Source organism: Streptomyces sp. NPDC032091, from assembly GCF_055580265.1.
The window spans coordinates 100706-117443 of record NZ_JBVILR010000026.1; the positions used below are offsets into that span (position 1 = coordinate 100706).

The 16738-nt window shown below is 72.6% G+C and carries 12 protein-coding genes; 8 read left to right on the top strand and 4 right to left on the bottom strand.

Features of this window, described 5'->3' with window-relative positions; translation table 11 throughout:
• Positions 1-6: 6 nt before the first annotated feature.
• The 8 genes from ACZ5NJ_RS32080 to pulA all read left to right on the top strand — a co-directional run bounded on the left by ACZ5NJ_RS32080 (position 7) and on the right by pulA (position 13202).
• Complete coding sequence (locus ACZ5NJ_RS32080) at positions 7-1629, top strand: glycoside hydrolase family 13 protein (RefSeq protein WP_468769529.1); 1623 nt, start codon at positions 7-9, stop codon at positions 1627-1629.
• On the top strand, positions 1617-2624 hold the full coding sequence (locus ACZ5NJ_RS32085; protein ID WP_395513810.1) for a LacI family DNA-binding transcriptional regulator: 1008 nt from the start codon (positions 1617-1619) through the stop codon (positions 2622-2624). The genes ACZ5NJ_RS32080 and ACZ5NJ_RS32085 overlap by 13 nt, the downstream gene beginning before the upstream one ends.
• 677 nt (positions 2625-3301) lie before the next feature.
• Entirely contained in the window at positions 3302-4852 is a 1551-nt protein-coding gene (locus tag ACZ5NJ_RS32090) for a M4 family metallopeptidase (protein WP_468769531.1), read from the top strand.
• An 87-nt stretch (positions 4853-4939) separates the two neighbouring features.
• The gene (locus tag ACZ5NJ_RS32095) at positions 4940-5194 is read left to right on the top strand and encodes a hypothetical protein (RefSeq protein ID WP_468769533.1); all 255 of its coding nucleotides are present in this window, start codon (positions 4940-4942) and stop codon (positions 5192-5194) included.
• On the top strand, positions 5191-5559 hold the full coding sequence (locus tag ACZ5NJ_RS32100; RefSeq protein WP_468769535.1) for a hypothetical protein: 369 nt from the start codon (positions 5191-5193) through the stop codon (positions 5557-5559). The genes ACZ5NJ_RS32095 and ACZ5NJ_RS32100 overlap by 4 nt, the downstream gene beginning before the upstream one ends.
• Complete coding sequence (locus ACZ5NJ_RS32105; RefSeq protein WP_468769537.1) at positions 5556-5831, top strand: hypothetical protein; 276 nt, start codon at positions 5556-5558, stop codon at positions 5829-5831. Before ACZ5NJ_RS32100 ends, ACZ5NJ_RS32105 begins: the two co-directional genes overlap by 4 nt.
• Positions 5832-5999: 168 nt before the next feature.
• The gene (locus ACZ5NJ_RS32110; RefSeq protein WP_468769539.1) at positions 6000-7724 is read left to right on the top strand and encodes a carbohydrate-binding module family 20 domain-containing protein; all 1725 of its coding nucleotides are present in this window, start codon (positions 6000-6002) and stop codon (positions 7722-7724) included.
• Positions 7725-7805: 81 nt separating this feature from the next.
• On the top strand, positions 7806-13202 hold the full coding sequence (pulA, locus tag ACZ5NJ_RS32115) for a pullulanase-type alpha-1,6-glucosidase (RefSeq protein ID WP_468769540.1): 5397 nt from the start codon (positions 7806-7808) through the stop codon (positions 13200-13202).
• 95 nt (positions 13203-13297) lie between these two features.
• Here the strand turns inward: pulA and ACZ5NJ_RS32120 are convergent, their stop codons facing one another.
• The 4 genes from ACZ5NJ_RS32120 to ACZ5NJ_RS32135 are packed head-to-tail and all read right to left on the bottom strand — an operon-like array spanning position 13298 to position 16567.
• Positions 13298-13822, bottom strand: a complete 525-nt coding sequence (locus tag ACZ5NJ_RS32120; RefSeq protein WP_468769542.1) for a GNAT family N-acetyltransferase — start codon at positions 13820-13822, stop codon at positions 13298-13300.
• 54 nt (positions 13823-13876) lie between these two features.
• Positions 13877-14593: a TetR/AcrR family transcriptional regulator gene (locus tag ACZ5NJ_RS32125; protein ID WP_468769544.1), complete on the bottom strand. Its 717-nt coding sequence runs from the start codon at positions 14591-14593 to the stop codon at positions 13877-13879.
• Between the two features lie 37 nt (positions 14594-14630).
• Positions 14631-15674 carry a PDR/VanB family oxidoreductase gene (locus ACZ5NJ_RS32130; protein ID WP_468769546.1) on the bottom strand — a complete coding sequence of 348 codons (1044 nt, stop codon included), beginning with the start codon at positions 15672-15674 and terminating at the stop codon, positions 14631-14633.
• Entirely contained in the window at positions 15671-16567 is an 897-nt protein-coding gene (locus tag ACZ5NJ_RS32135; RefSeq protein WP_468769548.1) for a metal-dependent hydrolase, read from the bottom strand. Before ACZ5NJ_RS32135 ends, ACZ5NJ_RS32130 begins: the two co-directional genes overlap by 4 nt.
• Positions 16568-16738 lie beyond the last annotated feature (171 nt).

The following is a 16738-nucleotide window of genomic DNA, read 5'->3' on the forward strand; positions in this document are numbered from 1 at the left end:
GACATCATGACCCAGCACCTCGCCGACGCCCTCCCCACCCCGACCGGGACCCGGTCCGGCTGGTGGAGAGACGCGGTGATCTACCAGGTCTATCCGCGCAGCTTCGCCGACTCCAACGGGGACGGCATGGGGGACCTGGCGGGCATCCGCGGCAGACTGCCCTACCTCAAGGAGCTGGGCGTCGACGCCGTCTGGCTCAGCCCCTTCTACGCCTCCCCGCAGGCCGACGCCGGCTACGACGTCGCCGACTACCGGGCCATCGACCCCATGTTCGGCACCCTGCACGACGCCGACGCCGTCATCCGCGAGGCCCATGGGCTGGGCCTGCGCATCATCGTCGACCTCGTCCCCAACCACTGCTCCGACCAGCACGAATGGTTCAAGCAGGCACTCCGGGAAGGCCCCGGGACCCCGCTGCGCGAACGCTTCCACTTCCGCCCGGGGAAGGGCGAGTCGGGGGAGCGGCCGCCCAACGACTGGGAGTCCATCTTCGGCGGGCCGGCGTGGACCCGGGTCGAGGACGGGGAGTGGTACCTGCACCTCTTCGCGCCCGAGCAGCCCGACTTCAACTGGGAACACCCGGCGGTGCAGGACGAGTTCCGGTCCGTACTGCGGTTCTGGCTGGACCTCGGGGTGGACGGCTTCCGGATCGACGTCGCGCACGGTCTGGTGAAGGCGGACGGGCTGCCCGACCTGGGGCGCGACGAGCAGCTCAAGCTGCTGGGAAACCAGGTGCTGCCCTTCTTCGACCAGGACGGGGTCCACGAGATCTACCGGTCGTGGCGCAAGGTCCTCGACGAGTACGCGGGCGAGCGGATCGGGGTCGCGGAGGCCTGGGCGCCGAGCGTGGCGCGCACCGCGCTGTACGTGCGCGGCGACGAGCTGCACCAGGCCTTCAACTTCCACTACCTGACCACTGGTTGGGACGCCGCCGCGCTGCGGGCCGCCGTCGACGAGTCGCTGGACGCCATGCGGCCCGTGGGCGCCCCGACCACCTGGGTGCTGTCCAACCACGACGTGGTCCGGCACCGGACGCGGTTCGGGAGCCTGGCGCGGGCGCGGGCGGCCGCGCTGCTGATGCTGGCCCTGCCGGGGTCCGCGTACGTGTACCAGGGGGAGGAGCTCGGGCTGCCGGAGGTGACCGAGCTGCCGGACGAGGTGCGCCAGGACCCGTCCTTCTTCAAGGCGAACGGCCAGGACGGGCTGCGCGACGGGTGCCGGGTGCCGATCCCGTGGTCGGGGGACACCGCCCCGTACGGGTTCGGGACGGGGGGCAGCTGGCTGCCGCAGCCCGAGGAGTGGGCCGCGTTGAGCGTGGAGGCGCAGACCGGGGACGCCGGGTCGACGCTGGAGCTCTACCGTGCGGCACTGCGGATCCGGCGGGAGCACGCGGACCTGGGGGCGGGGGACTCGGTGGAGTGGCTGGAGGGGCCCGAGGGGGTTCTGGCGTTCCGGCGGGGGGCGTTCGTCTGCACCGTCAACACGACGGGCGAGGACGTGCGGATAGCCGGTATGGGTGTGGGTGTGGGTGTGGGTGCGGGTGCGGGTGCGGTGCTCCTCGCCAGTGGAGAGCTGGGGACCGACCCCGAGGTGCTGCCCGCCGACACCACGGTGTGGTGGCAGGGGTGAGTTCCCCGTTGCGGCTGACGGACATCGCCTCGCAGGCCCAGGTCAGCGAGGCGACCGTCAGCCGTGTGCTCAACGGCAAGGCGGGCGTGGCGGCCGGCACCCGGCACCGGGTGCTGGCCGCCATGGACCTGCTGGGCTACGAGCGGCCGGTGCGGCTGAAGCGGCGGAGCAACGGGCTGGTCGGGCTGCTCATCCCCGAGCTGACCAACCCCATCTTTCCGGCGTTCGCGCAGGTCATCGAGCAGGCGCTGGCCGGGCACGGGTACACGCCCGTGCTGTGCACGCAGACCCCGGGCGGGGCCACCGAGGACGAGCTCGTCGAGCAGCTGGAGGAGCGCGGGGTCACCGGGATCGTCTTCCTGTCCGGGCTGCACGCGGATGCGACCGCCGATCCGGCGAGGTACCAGCGGCTGGCGGCGCGCGGGGTTCCGTTCGTGATGGTCAACGGCTTCAACGAGCACGTGCAGGCGCCGTTCGTCTCCCCGGACGACCGGGCCGCGGCCGACATGGCCGTACGGCACCTGGAGGAGCTGGGGCACCGCAGGATCGGGCTGGCCATCGGCCCGACGCGGTACGTCCCGTCGGCGCGCAAGGAGCAGGGGTTCCTGGCGGCGCGGCCGGGGGCCGACGGGGAGGGGCTGGTCCAGCGCACCCTGTTCAGCGTCGAGGGGGGCCACGCGGCCGGCATCGCCCTGCTGGAGCGGGGCTGCACGGGGGTGGTGTGCGCGAGCGACCTGATGGCCCTCGGCGTCATCCGCGCCGCGCGGGAGCGGGGGCTGCGGGTGCCGGAGGACGTGTCGGTGGTCGGCTTCGACGACTCGCCGCTGATCGCCTTCACGGACCCGCCGCTGACGACGGTCCGTCAGCCGGTCCGGGCGATGGCCACGGCGGCGGTGGGGGCGCTGCTGGAAGCGGTGGCGGGAACGCCGGTCCAGCGGACGGAGTACGTGTTCCAGCCGGAGCTGGTGGTCCGGGGCTCCACGGGGCCGGGGTAGGGGGGCGTGGGGTTGGCGGGGTCTGACCTGGGCGGTTTCAGAGCGGCCTTGGGGGTTTCCCGTCAGTCCCACTGTCCTTCCGGTTCGGGACGCCCTGTCAAGGGCGCTCCTTCGTCGCGTCGCTGCGCGATGGCCTTCGGCCACCCTTGACAGGCCGTCCCGCCCCGGAAAGACAAGGACTGCCGGGAAACCCCCAGAAGGACGGCACGGGCGTACCTGAGACAACCGGCTCCCTCGGCGAGCAGGCGAGGTGGCGGGGGGTCGGCAGACCGGGCATCCGGGCTGCCATGAGTGCCGTGCGGGGCCGACGTCCGCGACAGATCGCTACGCGCTTCTCCCGTCTCGGCGTCCGCCGCCCGTCTGGGGTTGCTACCCGCGCCAAATGCCGAAATGAATGGCATCCGGGGCCGGTGGGCGCGCCAGATCGCTACGCCGCCACGGTGCGGAGGCCTGCCGTCGTGGATCAGGTCGGGTAGCAGTGAGGACGACCGGCAGGTGATCGATCAACTCGCTTTTCGGGTAAGCGGAATGGGGCGTTTTCGTTCGTTGAGCGGAGGTTGTGCGCCGCTCAACGGACAACGGCAGGTCAAATCCTTGTTGCGTACCTGTCACTCGGGTCATTCTCCTGGCACTCTCTCAGCCAGTCCCCCCACGGCTACCTAGGAGTGACCTTCCCCATGTCCTCTTCCCGCACGCTGCGTGCCGCCGCGATCGTCGCCTCGGCGGCCATGGTCGCCATCGCCGTCCAGACCGGTTCCGCCAGTGCCTCCGCCGAGCGCGAAGCCGGCGCCACCGCCCTCAACCTGTCGGCCGGGGCCCGCGCGCAGGCGATCGGCGAGGCGCAGAACTCCGCCGCCGGCACCGCGAGCGCCATCGGCCTGTCCGGCGACGAGGCCCTCGTGGCCCGTGACGTCGTCAAGGACGCGGACGGCACCGTCCACACCCGTTACGAGCGCACCTACCAGGGCCTGCCCGTCCTCGGCGGCGACCTGGTCGTCCACCAGAAGAAGGACGGCAGCCGCAAGACCGACAAGGCCGTCGAGGCCAAGATAGCCCCGGCCGGCGCCCGTTCGAGCCTGCGGGCACCCGCCGGGGCACGCCAGGTCGTGTGGGCCGCGACCGGCAAGCCGGTCTTCGCGTACGAGGCCGTCGTCACCGGTACCCAGCACGACGGCACGCCGAGCCGGCGGCACGTCATCACCGACGCCGCCACCGGTGCGGAGCTGTACTCGTACGAGGACATCGAGACCGGCATCGGGACCAGCGAGTACTCCGGCTCGGTCACCCTGGGCACCGCGTCCAGCGGCTCGGCGTTCAGCCTGACCGACACCGCGCGCGGCGGTCACAAGACGTACGACCTGAACGGCGGCACCTCCGGTACCGGCACGCTGTTCACCGACGCGGACGACAAGTGGGGCGACGGCACCCCGTCGAACCGCCAGACCGCCGCCGTCGACGCCCACTACGGCGCGGCCGTGACCTGGGACTTCTACAAGTCCGAGCTCGGCCGCAACGGCATCGCCGGCGATGGCAAGGCCGCCTACTCCCGCGTCCACTACGGCAACGCTTACGTGAACGCCTTCTGGGACGACAGCTGCTTCTGCATGACCTACGGCGACGGCCAGAACAACCAGAAGCCGCTGACCGCGCTGGACGTCGCCGGCCACGAGATGAGCCACGGCCTCACGGCCGCCACGGCCAAGCTCAACTACAGCCGCGAGTCGGGCGGTCTGAACGAGGCCACCAGCGACATCTTCGGCACGTCGGTGGAGTTCTTCGCCAACAACGCCTCGGACCCGGGTGACTACCTCATCGGCGAGAAGATCGACATCCGGGGCGACGGCTCCCCGCTGCGCTACATGGACAAGCCGAGCAAGGACGGCGCCTCGGCCGACTACTGGTCCAAGACGGTGGGCCGGCTCGACGTCCACAACTCGTCGGGCGTCGCCAACCACTTCTTCTACCTGCTGTCCGAGGGCAGCGGCGCGAAGACGGTCAACGGCGTGGCCTACAACTCGCCCACCTACGACGGCTCCACCGTCGCGGGCATCGGCCGGACCAAGGCGTACAAGATCTGGTACAAGGCCCTCTCGACGTACATGACCTCGACGACCGACTACGCGGGCGCCCGGGTGGCGACCCTGAAGGCGACGGCCGACCTGTACGGCTCGACGGGCGTCGAGTACCAGCAGGTGGCGGCCGCCTGGAAGGCCGTCAACGTCAAGTGATCACGGGTGGGGCGGGAGGTGCGGTGCACCTCCCGCCCCGTCCTGTTTGCACAGTGTCAAGTGTGGATGACGGTTTATGCTCGGAGGATGCGATCCACGAGCGATCCACTGACCGATGCCGAGAAGGCGGAACTCGACGACGCCCTTGAGCTCGTCCGGCGCGCCGAAGCGGCCCTCGCCTTGGCGCAGGCCCAGCTCAATGCGGTGGTGGGGCGTGTCGGCTCCGCCGAGCGCTACGGGCAGAAGGCTGCGGTGGGCCGGCGTGTCGGCTGGTCCCGCCAGCACGTCACCACCCTCGTCGGTGTCTACCAGGCCGACGGTGTCGAGGGGGTGGCGGCATGAGCCAGCCGGCCCACGGTGCGATGTCCGTACCCCAGCCGCCCGTGCAGGCGGAGGCGATCCGGGCCGTGCTGGCCCAGGTCGCCCCGGAGCTGCTGCCGCAGTTCGATCAGGACCGGGCGGCGGCCACCGCGCGTGCGCGCGCCGAGACCTCTCCCGCGCCGCTGCGGGTGTTCGTCGAGGCCTGGGCGGTCGAGGTCGCCATCGCCCGGCATCCGGAGACGGCCCTCCGGCTGAGAGGGCTTGAGGCCGACGCATCCGCTGCCGCCGATCTGGACACGGCGCGGAACATCGCCGCCGAAATCAGTTCCATCCGCCGCGCCGCCGCCGCCGAAGCGGGCCTCCGTGCGGCGGGGGACGGCCGGTGAGTGGCGAATGGACGTGGGAGTACGCCTTCCATGCCGCGGACGAGGCGAGCTATCCCAAGAGCGTCCGGGACGAGGTGAAGGCGCTCGCCGATCAGATCGTGGAGCTCGCCGACCTCGGCATCGATCCGGCGGAGCTGGGTGAGCCGACCCGGGGTACCGCGCGGCGGCACGTGCTGCCGTCGGGGGGCTGGTTCGAGACGCAGGCCCTCCCCAACGCCCGGCCCCGTCTCCTGGCGGTGGTCCTGGTCGTGCCGCCTCTGACCCTGCTCTGATCCCGTATGTGACGAAGGCCCGTCCCCTGGCAGGGGGCGGGCCTTCGTCGTGCCTCCGACCAGGAAACAATTCTGCAATCTCTTGCGCAAAGTCTTGCAACACTCCTGGCCTGCCCCTACGGTCGCGTGCAACCCCCCACACCACCTTCCCGCCAGGAGGTCGCCCCCATGGCCAGATCCGTATCCGCGCGCGCCGGCAGAGCCGCCCTCGCCGCCGCCGCGCTCGCCGCCGCCTCCCTCACCGCGCAGGCGCCGCAGGCGCTGGCCGCCCCGCCCGGGGACAGGGACGTCACCGCCGTGCTCTTCGAGTGGCGGTTCGACTCCGTCGCCAAGGCCTGCACCGACACCCTCGGGCCCGCCGGATACGGGTACGTCCAGGTCTCGCCGCCGCAGGAGCACATCCAGGGGCCCCAGTGGTGGACCTCGTACCAGCCCGTCAGCTACAAGATCGCCGGCCGGCTCGGGGACCGGGCCGCCTTCCAGCGGATGGTCGGCACCTGCCACGCCGCCGGGGTCAAGGTCGTCGCCGACTCCGTCATCAACCACATGGCCGCCGGCGACGGGATCGGGACCGGCGGGTCCTCGTATACGAAGTACGACTACCCGGGCGTCTACTCCGGCGCCGACATGGACGACTGCCGGGCGACCGTCTCCAACTACCAGGACCGCGCCAACGTCCAGAACTGCGAGCTCGTCCAGCTCGCCGACCTCGACACCGGCGAGGAGTACGTACGCGGCCGGATCGCCGGCTACCTCAACGACCTGCTCTCCCTCGGCGTCGACGGCTTCCGGATCGACGCCGCCAAGCACATGCCCGCCGCCGACCTCGCCGCCATCAAGTCCCGGCTCGCCAACCCCTCCGTCTACTGGAAGCAGGAGGCGATCTACGGGTCCGGCGAGGCCGTGCAGCCCAGCGAGTACCTCGGCAACGGGGACGTGCAGGAGTTCCGGTACGCCCGCGACCTGAAGCGGGTCTTCCAGGGCGAGAAGCTGGCCTACCTGAAGAACTTCGGCGAGGCCTGGGGCTACATGCCCTCCGGGCAGTCCGCGGTCTTCGTCGACAACCACGACACCGAGCGCGTCGGCGACACCCTCACCTACAAGGACGGCGCCAACTACACCCTCGCCTCCGTCTTCATGCTGGCCTGGCCCTACGGCTCCCCGGACGTCCACTCCGGCTACGAGTGGACCGACAAGGACGCCGGCCCTCCCAACGGGGGCACCGTCAACGCCTGTTACGCCGACGGGTGGAAGTGCCAGCACGCCTGGCCGGAGATCTCCTCGATGGTGGCCTTCCGCAACACCGCCCGCGGCCAGGGCGTCACCGACTGGTGGGACAACGGGGGCAACCAGATCGCCTTCGGGCGCGGGAGCAAGGCGTACGTGGCCCTCAACCACGAGAGCGGCACCCTGACGCGGACCTTCCAGACCTCCCTCCCCGCTGGGACCTACTGCGACGTGCAGAGCGGTCGTCCCGTGACCGTCGACTCCGCAGGCCGGTTCACCGCCACCCTCGCCCCCCAGACCGCCCTCGCGCTGCACACCGGCGCCCGCACCTGCACCGGTACCGGAACCGGTACGCCCCCCGCCCCCGCCCCCGCCACCGGCGCCTTGTTCGCCGTCAACGCCACCACCGTCCCCGGCCAGGACATCTACGTCGCCGGCGACCGCCCCGAACTCGGCAACTGGAACACCGGCGCCGCACTCAAGCTCGACCCGGCCTCCTACCCCGTCTGGAAGCTCGGCGTCACCCTCCCCGCCGGGACCGCGTTCTCCTACAAGTACGTCCGCAAGGACGCCTCCGGGAACGTCACCTGGGAGAGCGGGGCCAACCGCTCCGCCACCGTCCCGGCCAACGGCCAGGTCACCCTGACCGACATCTGGCGCAACTGACCCGGCGCCCCCGACCAGGGCCGCCCGGCACCCCTGACCCTGCCACGCCGGGCGGCCCTCACCTCCCCGAGGAGAGACCCCTTGATACGCCCCGCAGCGGGGATCGTCGCCGCCGCCCTGGCCGTGACCGTCCTGCCGGCCCTGCCCCACGGCGCGGCCGCCGCCACGCCCCCCGCCCCGCCCTCGGACGCGAAGCTCGCCGCCGAGCCCGCCCGGCACGACCTGACCCGCGAGCAGTTCTACTTCGTGCTCCCGGACCGCTTCGCCAACGGCGACCCGCGCAACGACACCGGCGGACTGACCGGCACCCGGCTGCAGACCGGCCTGGACCCCACCGACAAGGGCTTCTACCAGGGCGGCGACCTCAAGGGGATCACCGACCGCCTCGACTACATCAAGGGGCTCGGCACCACCGCCATCTGGCTGGCCCCGATCTTCAAGAACCAGCCCGTGCAAGGGGAGGGGGCCAACGCCTCAGCCGGCTACCACGGCTACTGGATCACCGACTTCACCCAGGTCGACCCGCACTTCGGCACCAACGCCGACCTCGCCCGCCTCATCGACAAGGCGCACGGCAAGGGGATGAAGGTCTTCTTCGACGTCATCACCAACCACACCGCCGACGTCGTCGACTACAAGGAGGGCTCCCACGACTACCTGTCGAAGGGTGCCTTCCCCTACCTGACCAAGGACGGCGTCCCCTTCGACGACGCGGCCTATGCCGACGGGAAGCGGAAGTTCCCCGCCGTCGACGCCGCCCGCACCTTCCCCCGCACCCCCTTCGTGCCGGCCGCGAAGAAGGACCTCAAGTCCCCGGCCTGGCTCAACGACCCGTCGATGTACCACAACCGGGGCGATTCCACCTTCGCCGGGGAATCGGCCGGGCAGGGGGACTTCGCCGGGCTCGACGACCTGTGGACCGAGCGCCCCGAGGTCGTCAGCGGCATGGAGAAGATCTACGAGAAGTGGGTCCGCGACTTCGCCGTCGACGGCTTCCGCATCGACACCGTCAAACACGTCGACATGGACTTCTGGACCCAGTGGGCCACCGCCCTCGACCGGTACGCGGCCGAGCACGGCCGCAAGAAGTTCTTCATGTTCGGCGAGGTCTACTCCGCCGACACCGCCGTCACCTCCCCCTACGTGACCCGCGGCCGCCTCGACGCCACCCTCGACTTCCCGTTCCAGGACGCGGTCCGCGCGTACGCCTCCCAGGGCGCGCCCGCCGGACGCCTCGCCTCCGTCCTCGCGGACGACTACCGGTACACGACCGACAAGGCCAACGCCTACGAGCAGGTGACCTTCCTCGGCAACCACGACATGGGCCGCTTCGGCAGCTTCCTGAAGCAGGACCGGCCCGGCGCCGGCGAGGCCGAGCTGCTGGACCGCTACCGGCTCGCCAACGAGCTGATGTTCCTCTCCCGCGGCAACCCGGTGGTGTACTCCGGCGACGAACAGGGCTTCACCGGCTCCGGCGGCGACAAGGACGCCCGTCAGCCCCTCTTCGCCACCCGGATCGCCGACTACCTCGACGACGACGAGCTGGGCACCACCCGTACCGCCGAGAGCGACGCCTACGACACGGAGCACCCTCTCTACAAGGAGATCAGTGCTCTCTCGAAGCTGGTGAAGGACCACCCGGCCCTGCGCGACGGCATCCAGAGCGAACGCCTCTCCGACGGCGGCGTCTACGCCTTCGCCCGCACCGACCCCAAGACCCGCACCGAGTACCTGGTCGCCGCCAACAACGCCGCCGAGCCGAGGACCGTCCAGCTCGACGCCCCCGCCGGCGCCGGCTACCGCACCCTCTACGGCGGCCCCGCGGCCACCACCCCCGCCTCCCTCTGGTCCACCGGCCTGACCACCGCCTCCCCGTCCGGCAAGCTCACGGTCACCGTCCCCGCCCTCGCCACCACCGTCCTCAAGGCCACCACCCCCCTCCCCGCCCCCGCCACCGGCCCCTCCCTCACCCTCACGCCCCCGGCCCCCGGCGCCACCGGCACCGTCGAGCTGTCCGCCGCCCCCACGGGGGGCTCGCTCAACCGGGTCGTCTTCGCCGCGCAGACCGGCAACGGCCCCTGGAAGGTCCTCGGCTCCGCCGACCACGCCCCCTACAAGGTCACCCAGTCCCTCGACGCCACCACCCCCGCCGGCACCGCCCTGCGCTACAAGGCCGTCGCCGTCGACTCCACCGGCCGCACCGCTTCCGCCCTCGCCGCGACCACCGCCGGGCAGACCCCGCCGCCCACACCCCCCACCGCCACCCAGCGCGACTACGCCGTCGTCCACTACCACCGCCCCGACGGCGACTACACCGACTGGCGCCTGTACGCCTGGGGCGACCTCGCGGACGGCGAAGCCACCCCCTGGCCGCAGGGGCACCCCTTCACCGGCCGCGACGCCTACGGCGCCTTCGCGTACGTCCGCCTCAAGCCCGGCGCCACCAGCCTCGGCTACCTCGTCATCGACAAGGACGGCACCAAGGACGTCGCCGCCGACCGCACCCTCGACCTCACCCGCGGCGGCGAGGTCTGGCTGGAACAGGGCCAGGAGGCCGCCCGCACCGACCGCCCCGCCTATCCGCCCCAGGACCAGGCCAAGGCCGTCCTCCACTACCAGCGTCCCGACGGCGCCTACGACGGCTGGGGCCTGCACGTGTGGACCGGCGCCGCCACCCCCACCGACTGGTCCAAGCCCCTCCTCCCCACCCGCACCGACTCCTACGGCGCCGTCTACGAGGTCCCCCTCGCCCCCGGCGCGACCAGCCTCAGCTACATCCTCCACAAGGGCGACGAGAAGGACCTCCCCGCCGACCAGTCCCTCGACCTCAGGGCCACCGGCCACGAGGTGTGGATGCTCGGCGGACGCGAGAAGTACCTCCTCCCGCAGCCCGCCGGATCCGGCGCCGCCCTCGACCTCACCAAGGCCGAGGCCGTCTGGATCGACCGCGACACCCTCGCCTGGAACGCCCCCGCGGCCGCCGCCTCCGCCCAGCTCCTCGCCTCCCACGACGGCCGCATCACCGCCGAGGGCGGCGTCCTGCACGAAGCCGGCGCCCCGTGGCTGCGCCTGACCCGCTCCGCCCTCACCCCGGCCCAGAAGCAGAAGTTCCCCCACCTGGCCGCGTACACCGCCTTTACCGTCGACCCCCGCGACCGGGACCGGGTCCGCGAAGCCCTGCGCGGCCAGCTCGTCGCGAGCGCCCGCGCCGCCAACGGGGCCGTCCTCGCCGCCACCGGCGTCCAGCTCGCCGGCGTCCTCGACGACCTCTACGCCGACCACGCGAAGAGCACCCCCCTCGGCCCCGTCTTCAAGGACGGCCGCCCCACCCTCTCCGTCTGGGCCCCCACCGCCCAGCGGGTCGAACTCGAACTCGACGGCCGCACCGTCCCCCTGCGCCGCGACGACACCACCGGCGTCTGGTCCGTGCGCGGCGAACGCTCCTGGACCGGCAAGCCCTACCGCTACGCCGTCACCGTCTGGGCCCCCAGCACCCGGCAGATCGTCCGCAACCTGGTCACCGACCCCTACTCCACCGCCCTGACCACCGACTCCGCATACAGCCTCGCCGTCGACCTGGTCGACCCGAAACTCGCCCCGCCCGGCTGGAAGGACCTGCGCAAGCCCGCCCCCGTCCCCTTCACCGGCGCCCAGATCCAGGAACTGCACATCCGCGACTTCTCCGTCGCGGACCCCACCAGCAGGCACCCCGGCCAGTACCTGGCCTTCACCGACACCGACTCCGCCGGCATGCGCCACCTGCGCGACCTGGCCGCCGCCGGCACCTCCTACGTCCACCTCCTGCCGGCCTTCGACTTCGCCAGCGTCCCCGAGGACCCGAAGGCCCGCACCACCCCCGCCTGCGACCTCAAGGTGTACGCCCCCGACTCCGAAGCCCAGCAGGCCTGCGTGGCGGCCGCCGCCGCCAAGGACGGCTTCAACTGGGGCTACGATCCGCTGCACTACACCGTCCCCGAGGGCTCGTACGCGAGCGACCCGAACGGCACCGCCCGCACCGTCGAGTTCCGCAGGATGGTGCAGTCCCTCAACGGCGCCGGGCTGCGCACCGTGATGGACGTGGTCTACAACCACACCGTCGCCTCCGGGCAGGCCGACCAGTCCGTCCTCGACCGCATCGTCCCCGGCTACTACCAGCGCCTCCTCGCCGACGGCAGCGTCGCCACCTCCAGCTGCTGCTCCAACACCGCGCCGGAGAACGCCATGATGGGCCGCCTCGTCGTGGACTCCGTCGTCACCTGGGCCCGGCAGTACAAGGTCGACGGCTTCCGCTTCGACCTCATGGGCCACCACCCGAAGGCCAACATCCTCGCCGTCCGCAAGGCCCTCGACGAGCTGACCGTCGCCAAGGACGGCGTCGACGGGAAGAAGATCGTCCTCTACGGGGAGGGCTGGAACTTCGGCGAGGTCGCCGACGACGCCCGCTTCGTCCAGGCCACCCAGAAGAACATGGCCGGCACCGGCATCGCCACCTTCTCCGACCGGGCCCGCGACGCCGTCCGCGGCGGCGGCCCCTTCGACGAGGACCCCCGCGTCCAGGGCTTCGCCACCGGCCTGTTCACCGACCCCAACGGCTCCCCGGCCAACGGCACCCCGGCCGAGCAGCGCGCCCGCCTCCTCCACGACCAGGACCTGCTCAAGGTCGGCCTGACCGGCAACCTGGCCCCGTACGCCTTCACCGACTCCACCGGTCGCCGCACCACGGGCGCCGGGCTGGACTACAACGGCGCCCCGGCCGGCTACGCGGCCGCCCCCGGCGACGCCCTCGCCTACGCCGACGCCCACGACAACGAGTCCCTGTACGACGCCCTGGCCTACAAGCTCCCCGCCGGCACGCCCACCGCCGACCGGGCCCGCATGCAGGTCCTCGCCCTGGCCACCGCCGCGCTCTCCCAGGGCCCGGCCCTCTCCCAGGCGGGCAGCGACCTGCTCCGCTCCAAGTCCCTGGACCGCAACTCCTTCGACAGCGGCGACTGGTTCAACGCCCTGCACTGGGACTGCCGCGACGGCAACGGCTTCGGCCGCGGCCTGCCGCCCGCCGCCGACAACCGCGCCAAGTGGCCCTACGCCAAGCCCCTGCTGACCGGCCCGGTCCCCGGCTGTACGGACATCGACGGGGCCTCGGCCGCCTACCGCGACCTGCTGAGGATCCGCACGACCGAACCCGCCTTCGCCCTCACCACGGCCCAGCAGGTCCAGGACCGGCTGTCGTTCCCGCTGTCGGGCCCGGCCGAGACCCCGGGCGTCCTCACCATGGCCCTCGGCGACCTGGTGGTCGTCTTCAACGCCACCCCCACCGCCCGGGCCCAGCGCGTCCCCGCCCTCGCCGGCACCGGCTACGCCCTCCACCCGCTCCAGGCGGCCGGCTCCGACCCGGCGGTCAAGGCGTCGGCGTACGACCGGACGACGGGGGAGTTCACCACCCCGGCGCGCACGGTCGCGGTGTTCAAGCGCTCCTGACCCCCACGCTCCCGACCCCACCCCCGAGGGGGAGGCACCGGCCGCCGTCCGGTACCTCCCCCTCGGCACGTTCCCGCGCCCCGCTCTCGCACGCCTCAGACGTCGAGGCGCCGCTCCAGCAGGATCACCCCGTACACCCGGCCGTCCGTGCCCCGCTTCGACGGGAACTCGCCCACGACCCGGTAGCCGGCGCCCTGGTAGTAGGACAGCAGCCGCGGGTTCGTCGACACGCAGTCCAACCGCGCCCGCTCCCGCCCGGTCCGGGCGATCCGCCGCTCGGCGTGTTCCAGGATCCGCAGGCCCGTCCCCGGAGGGGCCGTCTCGCGGTCCACCATCAGCCGGTGCACGTAGCCCGCCACCGGCGGCTGGACCCCCCAGGCCTCCTCGTCGGACCACCACAGCTCGTACGCCCCGACGACCTGCCCGTCCGGGTCCGCGGCGAGCCACACCTCCCCGTCGCGCATCTTCCCGCGGAAGTGCGCGGCGTCCTTCTCGCCCGGCTTCCACTGGTCGATGCCCTGCTTGCGCATCCACCGGGCGGCCTGGTCGTACAGCTTCACCAGGATTCCGGCGTCCTTCTCCTCGGCCGCCCGGAACACGATCCCGTCGTCAATGATCACGCGGGCATTATCGCCAGCCACGCCGCCCGGTCCCAGCCGCCCCCGGACGGACCGTCACCTGTCCGGTCCGCCCTCCCGCGGCCCCGGCACCAGTGCCGCCAGCCGTCCGACCAGCTCGCCGAAGGGCCCGTCGGCCGGCTCGCCGGCCAGGATGTCCACCAGGATCCCCGCCATCTCCGCGTCGTAGGCGGCGCTCACGGCGGCCAGCGCCGCGAAGTCGTGCACCAGCTGGAGTTCCAGCTCGGCCCGCGGGATCCGCCGCCCGTCCAGCCACAGCAGCGCCGTCGACTCGGCCAGCGACACCCAGGACCGCACCACCAGCTCCAGCCGGGCGGGGGGCTGCCGGACGCCGATGTGCAGCAGGATCTGCTCGTACGCGGCCTGCCGCACCTCGTCGATCATCGCGTTGGCCCGGCTGCTGCCGGCGGCGGGACCGCCGCGCAGCAACGCCGAGAAGCCGGGCCCGTGTTCGTCGACGAACGCGAAGTACCGGCCCATCACCCGCAGCAGCCGGGCGCCGAGCGGACCCTCGTGCGGTTCGACGAACCGCTCGGCCAGCTCGTCCGCGGCCCGCCGCAGCGCGGCCTCGTACAGGCTCAGCTTGCCCGGGAAGTAGTGGTAGACGAGCGGCCGGGATATCCCGGCCGCCGCCGCGATCTCGTCGATCGACACGTCGTCGGGGGAGCGGTGGCTGAACAGCTCCAGGGCAACCCCGATCAGCTGCTGCCGCCGCTCCTCGACACCCATCCTGCGCCGCACCCCGCTCGTCATGCCGACACCCTACTTCGAGGGCGGGCGGGCCACTTGTTCAGAGGTCCAGCGTCAGCCGCTCCGAGGCGGCGCGCGAGACGCACAGCAGCATGGAGTCCGCGCGCTCGTCGTCCGTCAGCAGCTCGTCGCGGTGGTCGACCGCGCCCGCCAGGACCCGGTGCCGGCAGGTCCCGCAGAAGCCCTGCTCGCAGGAGTACGGGGTGTCGGGCAGGACCCGGCGCACCGCGCTCAGCGCCGACTCGCCGGCCCCGACCTCCACTTCGCCGCCCGTGCGGGCCAGTTCGACGGTGAAGGCCCGCGCCGGGCCGGTCACCGCCGCGCCGAACCGCTCCAGGTGCACCGCCGAAGGGTCGGGCGCCGCCGCCCGGACCGCCTCCATCAGGGGCTCCGGCCCGCAGCAGTACACCAGCGCGTCCGGCCGGAGCCCGGCCAGCGCGGCCAGGTCGGGCAGGCCCGCCTCGTCCTGCGCGACGACCGTGACCCGGTCCCCGTACGCGGCGAGTTCGGGCAGGAACGGCATCGACGCCCGCGACCGGCCCCCGTACAGCAGGGTCCAGTCGGCGCCCGCCTCCGTGGCGGCGCGGAGCATGGGCAGGACCGGGGTGATGCCGATGCCGCCCGCGACGAAGGCGTACGAGGGGGCGGGCAGCAGCTCGAACCGGTTGCGCGGCGCCCGCACCTCCAGCTCGGCGCCCTCCACCAGCTGGGCGTGCGCCTCACGGGAGCCCCCGCGCCCGTCCTCGACCAGCCGGACCGCGATCGTGTACCGGCCGGCGTCGGCCGGGTCCCCGCACAGCGAGTACTGGCGCACCAGCCCCGACGGCAGCCGTACGTCCACGTGCGCGCCCGGGGTCCAGCCCGGCAGCTCGTCGGACTCCAGCACCAGCCGCAGCACCCCCTCGGCGGGCGCGGTGCGCGAGACGATCAGGGTGCGCAGCCAGCGGCGCGGGGAGCGGCCCGACACCGGGGTCTCCAGGGCGGGCAGCGGCCACAGGGGGGAGCGGCCGATGCGCTTGCGCAGGGCGCGCCGGGTGAGGACGGCGGCCCCCGCCACCGCCGTGACGGCCAGGGCCCGCCTCACGGCCGCACCCCGCCGTTGGCGCCGGGGGAGGAGGCGAGGTAGGCCACGGCCTGGGCGGTGGAGCCTTCCTGGGAGGGGTGGTAGGTCCGCGAGAGGTAGGTCGGGATCGACCGCAGCATGGCGCCCGTGGAGGGCAGGACCCCTCGCCGGCCCGCCCGGACGAACTGGCCCAGGGAGGCCTTGGCGCCCGGCCGCAGGGGGTCGTTCTCCATGAAGAAGCGGGCGCCGCGCTGCCACAGGAACACCAGGGCGGCGAAGGCGGTGGCCCAGGTCCGGGCGCGGCGGCGGTAGTTGCCGTCGACGTGCAGGAACAGGTCGAAGGCGACGGAGCGGTGCTCGACCTCCTCCGCGCCGTGCCAGCGCAGCAGGTCCAGCATCATCGGGTCGGCCCCGCGCCGGTCCAGCTCCCGCGCGTTGAGCACCCAGTCGCCGAGGAAGGCCGTGTAGTGCTCGATCGCGGCGATCATCGCGACGCGTTCCATCAGCCACCACTTCCTGGCCCGGCCGGGCGGCAGGGTGCGGTCGCCGAGGAGCTTCTCGAAGAGCCAGTCGACCTGGGCGGTGTAGGGGGTGGGGTCCAGGCCGAGGCGCTTGAGGTGGGGGAGCACGTCGTCGTGCGCGGCGGCGTGCATGGCCTCCTGCCCGATGAAGCCGACGACGTCCGCCCGCAGCCGCTCGTCCGTGATGTACGGGAGCACCTGCTTGTAGACGTGCACGAACCAGCGCTCACCGGCGGGCAGCAGCAGGTGCAGCACGTTGATGGTGTGCCCGGCGAACGGCTCGCCGGGCAGCCAGTGCAGCGGGGTGTCCTCCCAGGAGAAGGAGACGTTCCGTGCCTGGAGGTCCACGTGTTCCGACGCCACGGAGGCGGGCGCGAGCGGCGTATTAGACATGGCGTCAATGTACTGAGGGGTACGCGCCAGCAAAACCCCTCGGCAGCCCCGAATCCCCCCACGGGCGCGGGGAACCTAGGCCGTCTCTTCCGGATCTTGCCTGGCCCGCGCCGCCCGGCACCGCACCTCGCCGCCTTGGCGGGGCACCAAGTACGTCCAGTACGGCGGCGC